Source organism: Streptomyces sp. P9-A4 (assembly GCF_036634195.1).
GTDB lineage: Bacteria > Actinomycetota > Actinomycetes > Streptomycetales > Streptomycetaceae > Streptomyces.
In genome coordinates, this window is record NZ_JAZIFY010000001.1 from 774482 (window position 1) to 791738 (window position 17257).

The following is a 17257-nucleotide window of genomic DNA, read 5'->3' on the forward strand; positions in this document are numbered from 1 at the left end:
GTACGAGGAAGGGGGCCCGCACCGGATGTCCGGCGCGGGCCCCCTTCCTCGTGACAGGCCCTAGGCCCTGTCGTCAAATGTCACGCCCACATCAGGAGTGAGGCGAGGGTGACAGCTGCTTCGTAGGACTGGGCGGTCTTGTCGTATCGGGTGGCGATGCCCCGCCACTGCTTCAGGCGGTTGAAGCAGCGTTCCACGACGTTGCGGTGCTTGTATGCCTCGCGGTCGAAGGCCGGCGGGCGGCCTCCGCGGCTGCCTCGCCGGGCCCGGTTGCGGACCTGGTCGGCCCGCTCGGGAATCGTGTGCGGGATGCCCCGACGGCGGAGCCAGGCACGGATCGCCTTCGAGCTGTAGCCCTTGTCTCCCAGCACGTGATCGGGCCGGACCCGGGGCCGTCCCGGACCGATCCGGGGCACCCGGATCGCCTCCATCACCGCGGTGAACCGGGTGCAGTCGTTGGTGTTGCCGCCCGTGGCGACGAAGCCGAGCGGACGGCCCCGCCCGTCGCAGGCCAGGTGGATCTTGCTGGTCAGGCCGCCTCGGGACCGGCCGAGGGCCGGGTCGCGGAGCCCCTTTTTCGGGCCCCGGCCGCGTGCTGATGGGCGCGGACGACCGTGGAGTCCACCGACACCAGCCACTCGATGTCGCCCGCCGCGTCCGCCTTCGCCTGCGCGGCCCGCAGCATCCGGTCGAACGTCCCGTCCGCCGCCCACCTGCGAAAACGCGTGTGGAGCGTGGCCCACGGCCCATAACACTCGGGCACATCCCGCCAGGCCGTCCCGGTCCGGAACTTCCACACGATCCCGTTCAACACCCTGCGATCGTCCAGCCGCTTCCGCCCCCGCAACGACACGGGAAGCAACGGCCGGACGAACTCCCACTCGGCATCAGACAGCTCATGACGACGTATCACGCAACCATGATCCACCAGCGGTGATCATTTGAAGACACCGCCTAGTACTGCAACCACACACAAGTGTGATGGCAGCACTAGAAGACCCCGAGCGCCGAGGCCCCGCCCACCCCGCCCAGGAGCATGAACACGGGCATCAGGACCTTCAGCTCGACCCAGCTGCCGGCCCGGAAGCGCATGCCCTTCGGCGGGCCGATCGGGTACCAGCGCCTGCGGCCGAGCGGGATGGGCCAGAGGATCGGGCAGCCCGAGACGGTCAGGGCGTCGCCGATGTCGTGGACGAGCGCGCCGAGCACGATCGGCAGGCCCAGCCACAGGTACTCCTGGCCGGGGCCGGTGAAGAACCAGTCGGAGCCGTTGCCGGGCTTGTCGAGGACGCCCGCGAGGATCCAGGCGCTGGTGGCTCCGAGCAGCCACACCAGCACGTCGCTGGACATCCGGGCGGCCCGCCACAGCAGGCCTTCCACGGCCAGGACCAGATGGACGAAGAGGATCGCCAGGACCGCCCAGCGACCGCCGGTGACGGCCGCGGCGGAGGCGCCGCCGCCGATCAGGACCGCCCAGAGCCAGGTGTGGGTGAGGGTCCGGTGGCCGCCGGACCTGCGGGGATCGGCCGAGGAGCGGGTCGCCTTGTAGACGGCGTACGACAGCTTGTCGACGATCTCGCACAGGCCCTTGGAGACCGGTCCGAAGGCGCGCGAGATGGTCGCCGACTTGTGGTCCAGGTCCGGGGCGAGGGCGGCGCCCGCGCAGATGAGCGCGCCGACGGCGAGAACCGGCCAGGGCATCGGGTGGTCGAAGGCGGCCGCCGCCGCTCCGACACCCAGCCAGGCCGCCGCTCCGGACAGCGAATGCGCCGGTCCCATCATGGTTGGCCCGCCCCGTTTCTCCCGTGCCGGCGCTCAGTTGACGACCGGTCGACGGACGAGCCTATCGTTCGTGATCTTCGATCCGGTGGCCGGTTCCCTCATCCGAGCGGAATGCGGGCAAGATGGGGGCGTGACCCTTATCGATCAGCTGCCGCCGACCGCCGACCCCGACGCCCTCTTCGAGGCCTTCTCCTCCTGGGCCGAGGACCGGGGCATCACGCTCTACCCGGCCCAGGAAGAGGCGCTGATCGAGGTCGTCTCCGGGGCCAACGTGATCCTTTCCACGCCCACCGGATCGGGAAAGTCGCTGGTCGCGGCGGGGGCGCACTTCACCGCGCTCGCGAACGACCAGGTGACCTTCTACACCGCGCCGATCAAGGCGCTGGTGTCGGAGAAGTTCTTCGACCTGTGCAAGCTCTTCGGCACCGAGAACGTCGGCATGCTGACCGGCGACGCCTCCGTGAACGCGGACGCCCCGGTGATCTGCTGCACGGCGGAGGTGCTGGCCTCCATCGCGCTGCGGGACGGCAAGTACGCCGACATCGGCCAGGTCGTCATGGACGAGTTCCACTTCTACGCCGAGCAGGACCGCGGCTGGGCGTGGCAGATCCCGATCCTGGAACTCCCCCAGGCACAGTTCGTTCTCATGTCGGCGACGCTCGGCGACGTGTCGATGTTCGAGAAGGACCTGACCCGGCGCACGGGCAAGCCGACCTCGGTGGTCCGCTCGGCGACCCGACCGGTGCCGCTCTCGTACGAGTACGTGCTGACCCCCATCACGGAGACGCTGACCGAGCTCCTGGAGACCAAGCAGGCGCCGGTCTACATCGTGCACTTCACGCAGGCGCAGGCGGTCGAGCGGGCGCAGTCGCTGATGAGCATCAACATGTGCACCCGCGAGGAGAAGGACAAGATCGCCGAGCTGATCGGCAACTTCCGCTTCACCACCAAGTTCGGCCAGAACCTCTCGCGTTACGTCCGCCACGGCATCGGCGTGCACCACGCGGGCATGCTGCCGAAGTACCGGCGGCTCGTCGAGAAGCTGGCGCAGGCCGGTCTGCTCAAGGTGATCTGCGGGACGGACACGCTCGGCGTCGGCGTGAACGTGCCGATCCGTACGGTGCTCTTCACCGCCCTGACCAAGTACGACGGCAACCGGGTGCGCACCCTGCGGGCCCGTGAGTTCCACCAGATCGCGGGCCGGGCGGGCCGGGCGGGCTTCGACACCGCCGGCTATGTGGTGGCGCAGGCCCCCGAGCACGTCATCGAGAACGAGAAGGCGCTCGCCAAGGCCGGTGACGACCCGAAGAAGCGCCGCAAGGTGGTCCGCAAGAAGGCCCCTGAGGGCTTCGTCGCCTGGAGCGACACCACCTTCGAGAGGCTGATCTCCGCCGAGCCCGAGCCGCTGACCTCCCGCTTCAAGGTCACCAACATCATGCTGCTCTCGGTCATCGCACGGCCGGGCAACGCCTTCGACGCGATGCGCAAGCTCCTGGAGGACAACCACGAGCCGCGCAAGGCCCAGCTGCGGCACATCCGCCGGGCCATCGCGATCTACCGCTCGCTGCTCGACGGCGGTGTGGTGGAGCAGCTGGACACCCCGGACGCCGAGGGCCGCACGATCCGGCTGACGGTCGACCTCCAGCAGGACTTCGCGCTGAACCAGCCGCTGTCGACGTTCGCGCTCGCCGCCTTCGACCTGCTCGACCCGGAGTCCCCCTCGTACGCCCTGGACATGGTGTCCGTCGTCGAGTCGACGCTCGACGACCCGCGCCAGATCCTCGCCGCCATGCAGAACAAGGCGCGCGGCGAGGCCGTCGGGCAGATGAAGGCGGACGGCGTCGAGTACGAGGAGCGGATGGAGCGGCTCCAGGAGATCTCGTACCCGAAGCCGCTGGGTGAGCTGCTCTGGCACGCGTACGACGTCTACCGGAAGTCGCACCCGTGGGTCGGTGACCACCCGGTGTCGCCGAAGTCGGTCATCCGTGACATGTACGAACGGGCGCTGACCTTCACCGAGTTCACCTCCTGGTACGAGCTGGCGCGGACCGAGGGCATCGTGCTGCGGTACCTCGCGAGCGCGTACAAGGCGCTCGACCACACCATCCCCGACGACCTCAAGACCGAGGACCTGGAGGACCTGATCGCCTGGCTGGGCGAGATGGTGCGCCAGGTGGACTCCTCGCTGCTCGACGAGTGGGAGCAGCTGGCCAACCCGGAGGTGCAGACCGCCGAGGAGGCCCAGGAGAAGGCCGACCAGGTCAAGCCGGTCACGGCCAACGCCCGCGCCTTCCGGGTCCTCGTGCGCAACGCGATGTTCCGCCGGGTGGAGCTGGCCGCGCTCGACAACCTGTCCGCGCTGGGCGAGCTGGACGGCGAGGCCGGCTGGGACGCCGACGCGTGGGGCGAGGCGATGGACGCGTACTGGGACGAGTACGACGACCTCGGTACGGGTCCGGACGCGCGCGGCCCGAAGCTGCTCAGCATCGAGGAGGACGCGGCGCACGGGCTGTGGCGCGTCCGGCAGACCTTCGCCGACCCGAACGGCGACCATGACTGGGGCATCAGCGCGGAGGTGGATCTCGCGGCCTCCGACGAGGAGGGCCGCGCGGTGCTCCGTGTGACGGCCGTCGGACAGCTGTAGAGGAGTACGCGCCGTGACCAATCCCGCCGAGAGCCTGGTCGCCCTGCTCGACCTGGAGCGGATCGAGGTCGACATCTTCCGTGGGCGCAGCCCGCAGGAGTCATTGCAGCGGGTCTTCGGCGGGCAGGTCGCCGGGCAGGCCCTGGTGGCGGCCGGCCGCACCACGGACGGCGACCGGCCGGTGCACTCGCTGCACGCCTACTTCCTGCGGCCGGGTCGGCCGGGGGTGCCGATCGTGTACCAGGTCGAGCGGATACGGGACGGGCGCTCGTTCACGACCCGGCGGGTCACGGCGGTGCAGGAGGGCCGGACGATCTTCAACCTGACGGCCTCCTTCCACCTGCCGGAGGAGGGTGCCTTCGAGCACCAGCTGCCGCCCAGGCACATGACGGACCCGGAGAGCCTGCCGAGGCTCGCGGACGAGATCCGCGACCACCTGGGGGCGCTGCCGGAGGCGCTGGAGCGGATGGCCCGCCGCCAGCCCTTCGACATCAGGTACGTGGAGCGGCTGCGCTGGAGCAAGGACGAGGTCAAGGGCGCGGACCCGCGCTCCGCGGTGTGGATGCGGGCCGTGGGGCCGCTGGGCGACGACCCGCTGGTCCACACCTGCGCCCTGACGTACGCCTCGGACATGACGCTGCTCGACGCGGTACGGATCCCCGTGGAGCCGCTGTGGGGCCCGCGCGGCTTCGACATGGCCTCGCTGGACCACGCGATGTGGTTCCACCGGCCGTTCCGCGCCGACGAGTGGTTCCTGTACGACCAGGAGTCCCCGATCGCCACGGGCGGCCGGGGACTCGCGCGGGGCCGGATCTACGACCGCGAGGGCCGGCTGCTGGTGTCGGTGGTCCAGGAGGGCCTGTTCCGCAAGCTCTGAGCGACGCCGGGCGGGACGGACGGTCACGCCTTCGCTTCGGTCAGCGCTTGACGATCCGGTCCAGGACGGCGGCGACGCCGGACTTGACCGCCTCGCGGTGGTGGAGCGGTTCCGGGGGCAACTCACTGGTGGGGCGCACGCCCCGGTCGGCGAGGACGTACAGCAGGCGCAGGGTGCGCAGGGCATTGCTGAGGTGCGCGGGCACGGGCGTGCTGACGCGGTCGGCGCCGAAGGTGTCGGCGATCGGGGCGAGCCAGTCGACGGAGTCGCGTTCGCTCAGATCGGCGCGGGTGAGGACCCGGGCGACCGCCCGTGCCAGGCGGTCGTCCTCCAGCTGGTCGTAGACGTGGTCGGTGGGCGCCGTCAGCCGCGCGGCGGCGAGGTCCAGCATCCGCACGGGCGCCACCTCGGGGTGGCGGCCGAAGGTGCCGAGCAGGTCCGCGCCGTGCGCCACCGCGTGCAGCCAGCCGAGCGTCCCGTCGTGGCCGCGCAGATCCCGCTCCGCCGGGTACCACCGCTCGAACGCGTCCACCCAGCCGGCCCTGAAGTCCCCCGCCGACACCAGCATGCCGAGCACGAGGGGCGCGAAGGTGCGGGCCTCGACCCTCGGGTCGGTGAACCGGGCGGCCATCTCGTCCCCCAGCTCCAGCCGCCGGGGCGCCGGGATCGTCCCGCGCGCGATCCAGGTCTCCAGGACGCCGTAGGGCTCGCCGTCCCGGATCCGGGGATCGGGGTCCGCCAGGGCGCGGGACAGTTCACGGACGAGGTCGTCCATGGGCGGCTCGGCGGGCACGGCGCAGTCGGCGGCCTCGACGCTCTTCCAGTCGATCATGAGGGGCAGACTAGGTCGCCGTCCCTGCCGCGCGCCTGCGAATTATGTCCCTCACGAGGTCCGGTCGATGCCCGGGAGGGTGTCCTGTTCGACCTCGTGGCGGCGGGTCCGGATGTCCGGGGCCGGCGGGTGCAGTTTGGCGTCGCAGGTCGGACCGAGACCGGTACGGCGGGAGTCGGCCCCCGTGAGGGGCCGCCCGCAGAGCCGGCAGCGCACCGGGCGGGCTGCCGCCCCGGGCGCGGAATCGATCGGGATTGCCAGTGGTTCGTCTCCCATGCTGAGATCAAACCCTATTCCCCCGAGGAGCTGTCCATGAGCCTGTACGACATCCCGCTGAAGACCCTGACCGGCGAGCCGGTCTCCCTCGCCGACTACCGGGACCGCGCGGTCCTCGTCGTGAACGTCGCCTCCAAGTGCGGCCTCACCCCGCAGTACGTGGGTCTGGAGCGGCTGCAGAAGGAGTACGGCGAGCGCGGCTTCACCGTGCTCGGAGTGCCCTGCAACCAGTTCGCGGGCCAGGAGCCCGGCAGCGCCGAGGAGATCCGGACCTTCTGCTCGACGACGTACGGCGTGTCCTTCCCCCTCCTGGAGAAGACGGACGTCAACGGCGAGGCCCGCCACCCGCTCTACGCGGAGCTGGTGAAGGTCGCCGACGCCGACGGCGAGGCCGGTGACGTGCAGTGGAACTTCGAGAAGTTCCTGATCGGCCGCGACGGCCTGGTCACCCGCTTCCGGCCGCGCACCGAGCCCGACGCCCCCGAGGTCGTGTCCGCGATCGAGGCCCAGCTTGTCTGACATAGGCGTCGTCGAGCGGCTGCGCGCCGCGGGCTGTGTCTTCGCCGAGGAAGAGGCGGAGATGCTGTTCGCGGCGGCGGCCGACGCCGACGAACTCGGCCTGATGGTCGAGAGGCGGGCCTCGGGCCTGCCGCTGGAGCACGTCGTGGGCTGGGCGGAGTTCGCCGGGCTGCGGATCGAGGTCGACGGCGGGGTGTTCGTCCCCCGGCGGCGTACGGAGTTCCTCGTCGAGCACGCGGTGGGTCTGGCCCGGCCCGGCGCCGTCTGCCTCGACCTGTGCTGCGGCTCCGGCGCGGCGGGCGCGGTGTTCCTCGACCGGATCGAGGGCGCGGAGGTGCACGCCTCGGACATCGAGCCGGCGGCGGTGCGCTGCGCCCGGCGGAACGTCGAGCCGCGCGGTGGCCGGGTGTACGGGGGCGACCTCTTCGACCCGCTGCCCGGGGAGCTGCGGGGCCGGGTCGAGGTCCTCGTCGCCAATGTGCCGTACGTACCGACCGAGGAGGTCGGTCTGCTGCCGCCCGAGGCGCGCGAGCACGAGCCGCTGGTCGCCCTGGACGGCGGCCCGGACGGTCTGGACGTGCTGCGCCGGGTGGCCGCCGAGGCGCCGCTGTGGCTGGCGCCGGGCGGGCACCTGCTGGTCGAGACGAGCGAGCGGCAGACCGGTCCGGCGCTTCAGGCGGTCTCCGCGTACGGCCTGGAGGCCCGGATCGTCAGCTGCGAGGAGAAGTACGCGACGGTGCTCGTCGCCACCTGGCGGGGGTGACGGGACACCTCGGTTCCGTCCCCGGCCCTCCCGGCGCCCCTCCCGGCTCTCCCGGCTCTCCGGCGGATCAGCGGCCGAAGGTGTCGATGTTCTCGATGAGCCAGCGCCCGTCGCGGAGCACGACGTCCACGGCGAACATGGCGCCCGCGTAGACCCCCTGGTCCTGGGCCTTCGGCTGCTTCCCTCCGGCGGCCTTGCCGGTCCCCGCCGTACTGACGCTGCTCTGGTCGGCGTAGACCAGGACCCGGGCGCGGTCGCCGTCGATCCGCTCGACCGCACTGTCCGTGACCACCGTGGTGATCACCGGCTTCTGCTGGGCCGCCTTGGCGAGCACCCCGCCGAGCAGCGTCCGGTGCTGGGCGACGGCCTTCCCGGTGAGGAGGGTCTTCCCGGCCCGTTCGAAGGGGGCCGGGTCGGCGTGGTCGTAGGAGAAGAGCGCGGCCACGGCCGCGGCGGTCTGCCCCTTGATCTCGCTGGTACGGGCCAGGTCGGTGAGGGCCGTGTTGCCGCGCACCGGGTCGTCGCGGAGCGCCTCCGCCCTGCTGTACGCCAGTCCGGCGAAGCCGCCGAGGAGGAGCGTCAGGACGCACAGGACGACGAGCGGGACGAGGGGACGGGGGCGCGCGCCCGTGGCGGTGTCCCGTTTCGGCTCGTCGGCCGTGGCCTGTGCCGGGGCGGCCGACGGCCGTGTGCGGGCCCGGGGGGCGGGCTCGGCGAGGAGCACCGTACGGGACCCGGCGCCGCCGGACGGCCGGGAAGCGCCGTCCTCGGACACGGCGCGGGTGGCGGCGGGGGCGGCGGCCGACTGGTCGGCGAGGGCCTGGCGGCGGCGCTGGCGGTTGAGGTGGTGGCGGGGCGTCGGCATCGTGCGGTGTCCTTTCGGGGGCGGGCGGCTCTCGCGGTGCGGCCGGGGTCAACCGGTCGACGTACCGCCCACGGGGGCCTGCCCCAGACCACTGAGCTTCCACTGGCCGTCGGCGCGGGTGAGTTCGCCCAGCATCCGGCTGTCCTTCTCCGTGCTCTTGCTGTCGGGCGTGGTGACCGTGATCCGCAGGGCGACGAGCAGCCGGGCCCGTCCCGCGCGGTCGTCGAGCTCCGTGACGGCCCCGGACAGCACCCGCGCCGTGGTCACCGTCTTCGCCGTCTTGACCTGGTTGGTGAACTCGGTCCGGCCTTCGACCAGTTGCTTGTGCAGCTCGCCGGTCGTGGAGGACTCCCAGAGGTCGATCCCCTGGTCCACGCGCCGGTGGTCGAGCGTGTTCAGGTTCTGTACGGCCTGCTCCCCCGCTTCGAGCGCCCGGTCGCGTTGCAGGGCGTACGCGGCGGAGTCGTCGTGCGCCGCCGCGTACCAGTCCCGGCCGGCCCAGGCCGCGAACCCGCCCGCGACGAGGGTGAGCACGAGGGCCACGGCCAGGGCCGGGCGGATGCCCGCCGGGGTGCGGACCGCGCGTGTCATGGGGTGCTCCCGTCTCCCGCTCATGCTCAGCGGGCCTTGATGTCGACGATCAGCCACCGGTCGCCCCGGAACTCCGCGGTGACGGTGAGCTGGGCCGCGGCGGAGGTGGCGGCGGCCTTGTCCCGCCGCGAGGTCTGGTCGAGGAACACGAGCAGGCGCGCGGTGTTCCCGTCGAGTTCGATCACTCCGGTGCGGACGGCCTGGGTGCTGAGGGTGAGCTTCTGCTGGACCAGACTCGCGCGGATCTGGGCGAACAGCTCCTCGTACTGCCGGGCGGCGCGTCCGGCCAGCACGTTGCTCGCGGAGCGTTCGGCGGTGTCGGTCCGGGCGGGGGTGTAGGAGAAGATCCGGGCGAGGCCTTCTCCGACGTCGCCGCCGACGCGGGCGGTGGCCGCGGCGTCGGTGAGCGCCCGGTTGCTCGCCGACGGGGTGGACCGGAGCTGGTGGGCGCCGTAGAAGAAGGCGCTCCCGCCGATGAGCAGGGCGACGACGCCGGTGGCGAGGGCGGCGCGGCGCCACTTGCCGGTGAAGGCGAACCGCCCACTGCCGCGCGCGGGGGCGTCGTCCGTGGCTCCGGTCGGGTCGTCGGCGGTGCCGGAAGCCTGGTCAGGGGTCTCGGAAGCCTGGTCCGGGGTGTCGGCAGCCTCGTCGGTCGTGACGGGCGTCGGCTCCTCGTCCGTCTCAAGTGTCCGGTCGGTCGTCCCGCGCAGCAGTCGCGTCACTCGTCCTCGCTCTCCTGGGCCCCGGCGACGGGGACCGCCGTCAGCGCCGCCACCCTCCACGTGTTCTCGCCGGTGCGCGTCAGGACGGCTTCCAGGCGCTTGCGGTCGGTGGTCGCGGCGGCGGATCCGCGCGGGGTGACGTCGACGCGTACGGTCGCGATGAGCTTCGCCGTACCGGCTCTGGTGTCGAGCGCGGTGAGGGCGGCCTCGGTGACCGTGGCGCGCGCGGAGGCGCCCACCGCGGGCTCGGTGCGGCCGAGTTCGGTGCGGAGCGGGCCGGTGGAGGCCTCGCGCCAGGCCCGGATGCCGGCTTCCGCGCGCTCGCGGGTCGAGGCGTCGAGCGTGTTCAGGACGGTGACGCGGTTCCGTCCCTCGGCCAGCGCGGTGTCCCGCTCGCGGCCGAAGGCGAGTTCCTGGTCGGTGCGGGCCTGCGCGTAGGTCCACGCGCCGGTCCCGCAGAAGCCCAGGGCGACGGCGAGGGCGGCGGCTCCGAGGATCCGGGCCCGCTTCATCGTGTGCTCCCGGTGTTCAGGCCGAGGAGCCCGGCCATGTCCGTCGGCCCGCCGTTCTGGCCCGGCAGGGCGAGCGCGCCGGGCAGCGTGGCCCGGTCGCCGGCCGTGGTGCGGGCGCCGCCCGAGGGAAGGGAGCCGGGGCGGGCCGGTTCGGGTACCGGGCCGCTCTTCGGCGCGTGCGCCGAGCCTCGTACGTTCACTCCGGAGGCAGCCGAACCCGTGCAGGAGGCGCGGGTGTTGAGGGCGGGCGCGGTCCCCAGGTCGAGTCCGTTGCGGTAGCGCGTACCGCCGTATCCGGAGGTGCAGGGCAGTGGCTTGAAGAAGGTGACGGCCATGCCGAAGTTCACCCGTCCTCCGTCGACGGCGGTGGCTCCGGCGGAGACCGCGGCCGGGTACTTCACGAGCAGTTCCTCCATGCCGCGCTGCCGGGTGACGGCGAGCTCCGAGGTGGTGAGGAGGTTGGCGAGGACGACGCTCAGGCTCGGGTCGAGATCGCGCAGGAGGCCGCTGACCTGGCCCGTCGCGTCGGGTGCGACGGCGAGGAGACGGCGCAGGTCGGCGTCGGAGCCCTTGAGGGTGGCGGCGAGGTCGCGCGCGCCGGTGGCGAAGTCCCGGATGGCGCGGCTCTCGTCGGCCTGGGTGCGCAGGACGACCTCCCCGTCGTCGATGAGCCGGGTGGTGGCGGGCAGGGACGTGTCGGCGGCCTCGACGAAGCGGCTGCCGCTGTCGAGGAGGACCTGCAGGTCGTCGCCGTGTCCTTCGAAGGCCTTGCCGAACTCGTCGACGACCGTGCGCAGGGAGTCCAGCGGTACGGAGGAGGCGAGGCCGTTCATGCTCGTGAGGACGTCGGTGACGGGTGCCGGTACCTCGGTGTCGGCCAGCTCGATGCGGGCGCCGTCGGCGAGGTAGGGGGCGCCGTCGCTCTCGGGGCGCAGGTCGATGTACTGCTCGCCGACAGCGGAGAGTCCGGCGACCACGGCGCGCGCGTCGGCGGGGATCAGGGGGGCCGAGTTCTTGATGCGCAGTTCGGCGACGACGCCGTCGGCGGTGAGGTCGATGGCGCCGACGCGCCCCACGGAGACGCCCCGGTAGGTGACGTCGGAGTGGGTGAACAGGCCTCCGGTGCGGGCGAGATGGACCCGGACGGTGTAGTGGTCGGCGACGCCGGCGTAGCGGCCGAGGTCGGCGTAGCGGACGCCGACGAAGCCGAGGACGAGCACGGCGATGACGAGGAACGCGAGGTTCTTCAGCCGTACGGTACGGGTGATCACCGGCTCTCGCCTCCGTCCTTCGAGGGGGTGGCCCGGCCGGTCGTACCGGTTCCGGAGGGGCTTCCCGACGGGACGGCGGGCAGCGGCAGGGCCGATTCCGGGCTCCGGGCGGCTCCGCCCGTCGCGGGCCGCTGCCGGCCGGCGGGGGCGGGCGTCGTCGGGGCGGGCGTGGGGTCGGCCTTGGGGACCAGGGGCGGGATGACCTCGGTCCCCGGCGTGGCGGCGAGGTGCAGATAGGTGTTGAGGTAGTCGCCCTTGATGCCCTTCATCACCTCGTCGGTGAAGGGGTAGGTGAGCAGCACCTGGAGGGAGTCGGGCAGGTCGGCGCCGGCGTCCGCGAGGGCGGTCAGGGTCGGCGCGAGGGCCTTGAGGTCGGCGACCATGTCCTTCTTGCTGGCGTCGATGGTGGTGACGGCGACCCCGGACAGGGTGTCCAGGGCGCGGAGCATGGTGAGCAGGGAGCCCCGCTGGTTCTCCAGTGTCTTGAGGCCGGGTGAGAGGCCGGTGAGGACGGTGTCGACGTCCTTCTTGCGGCCGGCGAGGGTGGCGGAGAGCCGGTTGACGCCGTCGAGGGCGCGGGTGATGTCGCCGCGGTGCGCGTCCAGGGTCGTCACCAGGGTGTTGACCCGGTCGAGCATGGAGCGGACCTCGGGTTCCCGGCCGCCGAGGGCCGCGTTGAGTTCCCGGGTGATGGTCTTGAGCTGGTTGACGCCGCCGCCGTTGAGCAGCAGGGACAGCGCGCCGAACACCTCCTCGACCTCGGTGTTGCGGCTGGTGCGCGCCAGCGGGATGACACCGCCGTCGGCGAGGCGCGCGCCGTCGCCCTTCCGGGGGGCGACGAGCTGGATGTACTTCTCGCCGAGGAGGCTGGACTGCTCCAGGCGGGCGCCGGCGTCGGCGGGCAGCCGTACGTCGCCGTTGATCTTCAGGGTGACGCGGGCGGACCAGGTGCCGTCGCCCAGTTCGATGGCGGTGACGCGGCCGACGGCGACGTCGTTGACCTTGACCGCGGACTGGGGCACGAGGCTGAGTACGTCGTCGAGTTCGGCGGTCACCGTGTAGGGGTGGGAGCCGAGGTCGGCGCCGCCGGGGAGCGGCAGGTCCTCGATGCCGTCGAAGCGGAAGGGGTTGGCGGGGAGCGCGCCGAGGACGACGGCGAGGCCGAGGCCGAGCGCGATCACTCCGACGGCGCCGGCCCCGGCGGCCTTCCCGGAGGGCAGGGTGGCGCGTCTCACCGCTCCCCCTTTCCGGTGCTGGTCGAGGCGGCGCCGCTCATCGGCAGCGGGAGCAGGGGTCCGCCCGCGCTGATCTCGTTGAGGTTGGCGCGGCCGTCGAGGGTGCGGGTGTCCGGGTTGTAGACGTTGACGACGTTCCCGGCGGCGAGCGGGGCCACGTCGAGCGCTTCGGCGAGGGAGGCGCGCTGGTCGACGAGGGTCTGTGTGAGGGGTACGAGCCGGTCGATGTTCTTCTTCAGCTCGCCGCGGTTGTCCTTGATGAAGGTCTTGACCTGGGCGAGGGCCTTGCCGAGTTCCTTGAGGGCGCCGGCGAGGTCGTCCTTGTTCTCGGCGAAGTAGCCGACGACCTCGTCCAGGCGTTCCTGCGCGGTGCGGACGTCGCCGTCCTTGTTCTTGAGCATGGTGGTGAAGGTCTGGAGCTGGCTGAGGGTGGTGAACAGCTTCTCGCTGCTGCCGTCGAGGGTCTTGGCGGCCTTGCCGAACTCCTCGATGGAGGTGCCGATGGCGGTGCCGTTGCCCTTGAGGTTCTTCGCGCCGGTGTCGAGGAGTTCGGAGAGGGCTCCGGTGGAGTTGGCGCCGTCGGGGCCGAGCGCCTCGCCGAGTTCGGTGATGGAGGCGTACAGCTGGTCGATCTCGACGGGGGTGCGGTTGCGGGAGGCGGGCAGCTCGGCGCCGTCGGCGAGGGCGGGTCCCGTGCTGTAGGCGGGGGTGAGCTGGACGTAGCGGTCGGCGACGATGCTGGGGGCGACGACGAGGGCCCGCGCGTCGGCGGGGACGCGTACGCCCTCGTCGAGGCGGAGCCGGACGCGTACCCGGGTGCCCTGCGGCTCCACGGACTCGACCTCCCCGACCCGTACTCCGAGGACGCGCAGGTCGGATCCGGCGTAGATGCCCACGGCCCGGTCGAACCAGGCGGTGACGCGGGTGCCGTCGTCGCCGAGGACGCGTACGGCGACGAGACCGCAGGCGGCGAGCACCACGAGGGCGAGGCCGGCGACGAGGGGCTTTCTGGCTCTGTTCATCGTTCACCGCTCCCCTTGGCCGTCGCCTTGGTCCGCGGCGGCATGCATCCGGTCTTGGGCTGCGAGGCTTCGGGCACGTAGGTACGGGGCACGACGCCGCAGAGGTAGCTGTCGAACCAGCGGCCGTTGCCGAGGGTGTTGCCGACGAGCCGGTAGTAGGGGCCGATGAGCGCGAGCGTCTTGTCGAGCTGGCCGCTGTTCTTCTCCAGGACGCCGGTGACGCGGCTGAGGGCCTTCAGGGTGGGGCCGAGCTGCCGGTCGTTGTCGCCGACGAGGCCGCTGAGTTCGGTGCCCAGGTCCCGGCTGCCCTTGAGCAGGGCGCGGATGGCGTCGCGGCGCTTCCTGAGCTCCCCGAGCAGCGAGCCGCCGTCCTCCAGGAGGATCTCGAAGCTGGACTTCTTGTCCTCCAGGGTCTTGGTGAACTTCTTGCTGTTCTCCAGAAGCCGGGCGAGTTCGGTGTCGCGCTTGGAGACGGTCTTCGACAGTTCGGACAGGCCGGTGGCGGCGTTGCGCACGTGCGGCGGGGAGTTCTTGAAGGTGTCGGAGATCGTCTCGAAGCTCTCCGCGAGCTTCGCGGTGTCGATGGCGTCGACGGTGCCGCTGAGGTCCTGGAAGGCCTGGGTGACATCGTACGGAGAGGTCGTGCGGGTCTGCGGGATGCGGGTCCCGGGGTCCTGCGGCGCGGAGCCCAGCGGGTCGAGCGCCAGGTACTTCTCGCCGAGCAGGGTCTTGATGGCGATGGCGGCGGTGGACCGGTCGCCGATCCAGGCGTCGCCGACCTCGAAGGTCACCTTGACCTTGGGTCCGTCGAGGGCGACCCCGGTGACCTTGCCGACCTTGACGCCGGCGATGCGCACCTCGTCGCCGGTGTCGAGTCCGGCGGCCTCGGTGAAGTCGGCGCTGTAGGCGGTGTCGCCGCCGACGAGGGGGAGCCGTTCCACGTTGTACGCGAGGGTGGCCATGAGGGCGATGAGGAGGAGTCCGACGACGGCGACGGCGACGGGGTTGCGTTCCTTGACCGGCTTGAACAGGCGGGGGCTCATCCGCGGCACCTCGCTTCGGTCACGGCGATCCCGGTCGGCGGCTTCGAGCCGTCGGAGGTTCCCACGCCGCTCACGCGCGCCTCGCAGAGGTAGAGGTTGAACCACGAGCCGTACGAGGACAGCCGGGCCAGGGCGGTCATCTTGCCGGGGGTGTTGGCGAGGAACGTCTCGATGCGGGGGCTGTGGTCACCGAGGGTCCCGGAGAGCCGGCCGAGTTCGCGGATGTCCTTCTTGAGCGGGGCGCGTCCCTCCTGGAACAGCCCGGCGGTCGTCGTGGTGAGGTCACCGACGGCCTGGACCGCCTCACCGAGGGGTTTGCGGTCGGTGTTGAAGCCGGTGACGAGTTTCTGGAGGGTGACGACGAGGTCCTTGAAGCCGGCCTCGCGGGTGTTGAGGGTGGTGAGGACGGTGTTGAGGTGGGTGACGACCTCGCCGACCACCTTGTCCTTCGCGGCGACCGTCCTGGTGAGGGAGCCGATGTGCTTCAGGAGGCTGTCGACGGTTCCGCTCTCGCCCTGGAGGACCTGCACGAGCGAGCCCGCGAGGTCGTTCACGTCGGCCGGCGAGAGCCCCTCGAACAGCGGCTTGAAGCCGTTGAAGAGGAGGGTCAGGTCCAGTGCCGGTGTGGTGCGGTCGAGCGGGATGGTGTCCCCGCTCCGGAGGGCGCCGGTGACCTCGCCGCTGCCCCGGCCGAGGGAGACGTAGCGCTGCCCGACCATGTTGAGGTACTTGACGGCGGCGGTGGCCGACCTGGGCAGCTCCCGGTCCTCGCGGACCGTGAAGGTGACCTGGGCGGTGCGCCGTTCGACGACGCGGACGTCGGTCACCTCGCCGACCTTGACGCCCGCGATGCGCACGGAGTCGCCCTTGACGAGCCCGGTGACATCGGTGAACAGCGCCTTGTAGGAGCGGGTCTCGGAGCCGACGCCGGTGTTGGCGATGCTGAAGCCGAGCACAGTGGTGGCGAGCGCCGTGACCAGGACGAACGCGAGGGACTTCAGCAGGGTCCCGGTCAGGCCGCGTCGTCGGGTGTGGGTGGGCCGTGTCGTCATCGCAGGGTCACCTCCGCACCGCGGAACGCGGGTCCGGCGAGCAGGCTGCTCCAGTCCGGCAGGTCGCCGGGCCGCTTCTTCGCCGCGGGGGCGAGGAGTTCGTTGACGAGGTCGTTCTCCTGCGGGGAGTTGGCGGGGCCGAGGTGCTGGTCGGCCGCGGCGGAGGCCCGTGCGGCGGGTGCGGCGGGGACGCCGAGGTAGGGCACGGGGTAGCAGCGGGGGCCGCCGCCCGATCCGTAGGAGGGGGTGTCGCGGCCGGGCACGTAAGCGCCGCGCGAGGGCACGGTGGTGACGTCGACGTGGAGTCCGGGGCGGTCGGTGCCCTTGCCGAGCGCCTTGTCCATGGCGGGCACGAACTGGGCGAGGGTCCGCAGGGTGCAGGGGAAGGACGGGGAGTACTCGGCGAGCAGTTGCAGGGTGGGCCTGCTCGTGGCGCTGAGCCGGATGATGTTGTCCTTGTTCTGCCGCAGGAAGGCGGTCAGGTCCTGGGCCGTGCGGGTGGTGGCGCCGAGGGTGCCGGCGAGCTGCTCCTCCTGGGCGGCGAGGGTGCCGCTGGTGGTGGTGAAGTCGGTGAGCGCCGTGACGATGTCCGGGGCTGCGTCGGCGTAGAGGTGGCTGACCTTCACGAGTTCTTTCAGATCGCGGGTGAGGGCGGGCAGATGGGGGTTGAACTCGCGGAGGTGCGCGTCGAGCTGAGCGAGGGTCGTGCCGAGCTGGTCGCCGCGTCCCTCCAGGGCCTGCGAGACGGCCGACAGCGTCGCCGACAGTTTCTGCGGCTGGACGGCGGAGAGCAGCGGCAGGACGTTGTCCAGGACCTGCTGGAGTTCGATGGCGTTGCTGGAGCGGTCCTCGGGGATGACGGCGCCGGGTCCCAGCGGTGCGGCCGAGGGGCTCTCGGGCGGTACGAGGGCCACGAAGCGTTCACCGAAGAGCGTGGTGGGCAGCATCTGGGCGCGGACGTCGGAGGGGACGTGGTTCAGGGTCCCGGGGCGCATGGCGAGGGTGAGGCGGGCTCCGCCGTCGACGGCGTCGATCGCGCGGACCTCGCCGATGACGACGCCGCGCAGTTTCACCTCGGCGCCGAGGTGCATCTCGTTGCCGATGCTGCCGGTCTCGACGACGATCGGGTCCGATGCGGTGAAGCTCTTGTCGTAGACGGCCACCGCCAGCCAGGCGAGCAGGGCGGGCACCAGCAGGAAGACGACGCCGGCGAACCTGCGGCGCAGGGTCTCGGCACGGGAGTCGCTCATG

The 17257-nt window shown here is 71.8% G+C and carries 17 protein-coding genes and 1 pseudogene; 4 read left to right on the forward strand and 14 right to left on the reverse strand.

The window, feature by feature from the left end; genetic code table 11:
- Window positions 1-80: 80 nt before the first annotated feature.
- Both V4Y03_RS03270 and V4Y03_RS03275 read right to left on the reverse strand, forming a co-directional pair.
- Window positions 81-910, reverse strand: a pseudogene (locus V4Y03_RS03270) (IS5 family transposase).
- A gap of 80 nt (window positions 911-990) precedes the next feature.
- Window positions 991-1782: a metal-dependent hydrolase gene (locus tag V4Y03_RS03275; RefSeq protein WP_332433930.1), complete on the reverse strand. Its 792-nt coding sequence runs from the start codon at window positions 1780-1782 to the stop codon at window positions 991-993.
- Between the two features lie 70 nt (window positions 1783-1852).
- On the opposite strand from V4Y03_RS03275, the gene V4Y03_RS03280 reads away from it, so the two are divergent.
- Both V4Y03_RS03280 and V4Y03_RS03285 read left to right on the forward strand, forming a co-directional pair.
- On the forward strand, window positions 1853-4426 hold the full coding sequence (locus V4Y03_RS03280; RefSeq protein WP_317875934.1) for a DEAD/DEAH box helicase: 2574 nt from the start codon (window positions 1853-1855) through the stop codon (window positions 4424-4426).
- Window positions 4427-4439: 13 nt separating this feature from the next.
- A complete protein-coding gene (locus tag V4Y03_RS03285; RefSeq protein ID WP_332433931.1) occupies window positions 4440-5303 on the forward strand; it encodes an acyl-CoA thioesterase in 864 nt (287 codons plus the stop codon).
- A gap of 40 nt (window positions 5304-5343) precedes the next feature.
- Here V4Y03_RS03285 and V4Y03_RS03290 read toward each other — a convergent pair whose 3' ends face one another.
- Entirely contained in the window at window positions 5344-6135 is a 792-nt protein-coding gene (locus V4Y03_RS03290; protein ID WP_332433932.1) for a DUF2785 domain-containing protein, read from the reverse strand.
- A gap of 51 nt (window positions 6136-6186) precedes the next feature.
- On the reverse strand, window positions 6187-6411 hold the full coding sequence (locus tag V4Y03_RS03295; RefSeq protein ID WP_332433933.1) for a DUF6011 domain-containing protein: 225 nt from the start codon (window positions 6409-6411) through the stop codon (window positions 6187-6189).
- 36 nt (window positions 6412-6447) lie between these two features.
- Between V4Y03_RS03295 and V4Y03_RS03300 the strand changes: the two genes are divergently transcribed.
- Together V4Y03_RS03300 and V4Y03_RS03305 are read left to right on the forward strand one after the other, a co-directional pair.
- A complete protein-coding gene (locus V4Y03_RS03300) occupies window positions 6448-6930 on the forward strand; it encodes a glutathione peroxidase (RefSeq protein ID WP_317875930.1) in 483 nt (160 codons plus the stop codon).
- On the forward strand, window positions 6923-7693 hold the full coding sequence (locus tag V4Y03_RS03305) for a putative protein N(5)-glutamine methyltransferase (protein ID WP_332433934.1): 771 nt from the start codon (window positions 6923-6925) through the stop codon (window positions 7691-7693). The genes V4Y03_RS03300 and V4Y03_RS03305 overlap by 8 nt, the downstream gene beginning before the upstream one ends.
- A gap of 67 nt (window positions 7694-7760) precedes the next feature.
- Here the strand turns inward: V4Y03_RS03305 and V4Y03_RS03310 are convergent, their stop codons facing one another.
- Genes V4Y03_RS03310 through V4Y03_RS03355 form a run of 10 tightly spaced genes read right to left on the reverse strand, consistent with a single transcriptional unit; the run spans window position 7761 to window position 17256 of the window.
- Window positions 7761-8558, reverse strand: coding sequence for a hypothetical protein (locus V4Y03_RS03310; protein ID WP_332433935.1), 798 nt, complete (start codon window positions 8556-8558; stop codon window positions 7761-7763).
- A gap of 48 nt (window positions 8559-8606) precedes the next feature.
- On the reverse strand, window positions 8607-9149 hold the full coding sequence (locus V4Y03_RS03315) for a hypothetical protein (protein WP_332433936.1): 543 nt from the start codon (window positions 9147-9149) through the stop codon (window positions 8607-8609).
- A gap of 26 nt (window positions 9150-9175) precedes the next feature.
- On the reverse strand, window positions 9176-9871 hold the full coding sequence (locus V4Y03_RS03320; protein WP_442809754.1) for a hypothetical protein: 696 nt from the start codon (window positions 9869-9871) through the stop codon (window positions 9176-9178).
- A complete protein-coding gene (locus V4Y03_RS03325) occupies window positions 9868-10383 on the reverse strand; it encodes a hypothetical protein (protein WP_317876221.1) in 516 nt (171 codons plus the stop codon). Before V4Y03_RS03325 ends, V4Y03_RS03320 begins: the two co-directional genes overlap by 4 nt.
- Complete coding sequence (locus V4Y03_RS03330) at window positions 10380-11654, reverse strand: MlaD family protein (protein WP_332433937.1); 1275 nt, start codon at window positions 11652-11654, stop codon at window positions 10380-10382. The genes V4Y03_RS03325 and V4Y03_RS03330 overlap by 4 nt, the downstream gene beginning before the upstream one ends.
- The gene (locus V4Y03_RS03335; protein ID WP_317876223.1) at window positions 11651-12889 is read right to left on the reverse strand and encodes an MCE family protein; all 1239 of its coding nucleotides are present in this window, start codon (window positions 12887-12889) and stop codon (window positions 11651-11653) included. Before V4Y03_RS03335 ends, V4Y03_RS03330 begins: the two co-directional genes overlap by 4 nt.
- Window positions 12886-13911 (reverse strand): MCE family protein, encoded by a 1026-nt coding sequence (locus V4Y03_RS03340; protein WP_332433938.1) that lies wholly within the window; start codon window positions 13909-13911, stop codon window positions 12886-12888. Before V4Y03_RS03340 ends, V4Y03_RS03335 begins: the two co-directional genes overlap by 4 nt.
- On the reverse strand, window positions 13908-14954 hold the full coding sequence (locus V4Y03_RS03345; protein WP_317876225.1) for an MCE family protein: 1047 nt from the start codon (window positions 14952-14954) through the stop codon (window positions 13908-13910). The genes V4Y03_RS03340 and V4Y03_RS03345 overlap by 4 nt, the downstream gene beginning before the upstream one ends.
- Window positions 14951-16006: an MCE family protein gene (locus V4Y03_RS03350; RefSeq protein WP_332433939.1), complete on the reverse strand. Its 1056-nt coding sequence runs from the start codon at window positions 16004-16006 to the stop codon at window positions 14951-14953. Before V4Y03_RS03350 ends, V4Y03_RS03345 begins: the two co-directional genes overlap by 4 nt.
- Complete coding sequence (locus V4Y03_RS03355; RefSeq protein ID WP_317876227.1) at window positions 16003-17256, reverse strand: MCE family protein; 1254 nt, start codon at window positions 17254-17256, stop codon at window positions 16003-16005. The genes V4Y03_RS03350 and V4Y03_RS03355 overlap by 4 nt, the downstream gene beginning before the upstream one ends.
- Between the last annotated feature and the right edge of the window lies 1 nt (window position 17257).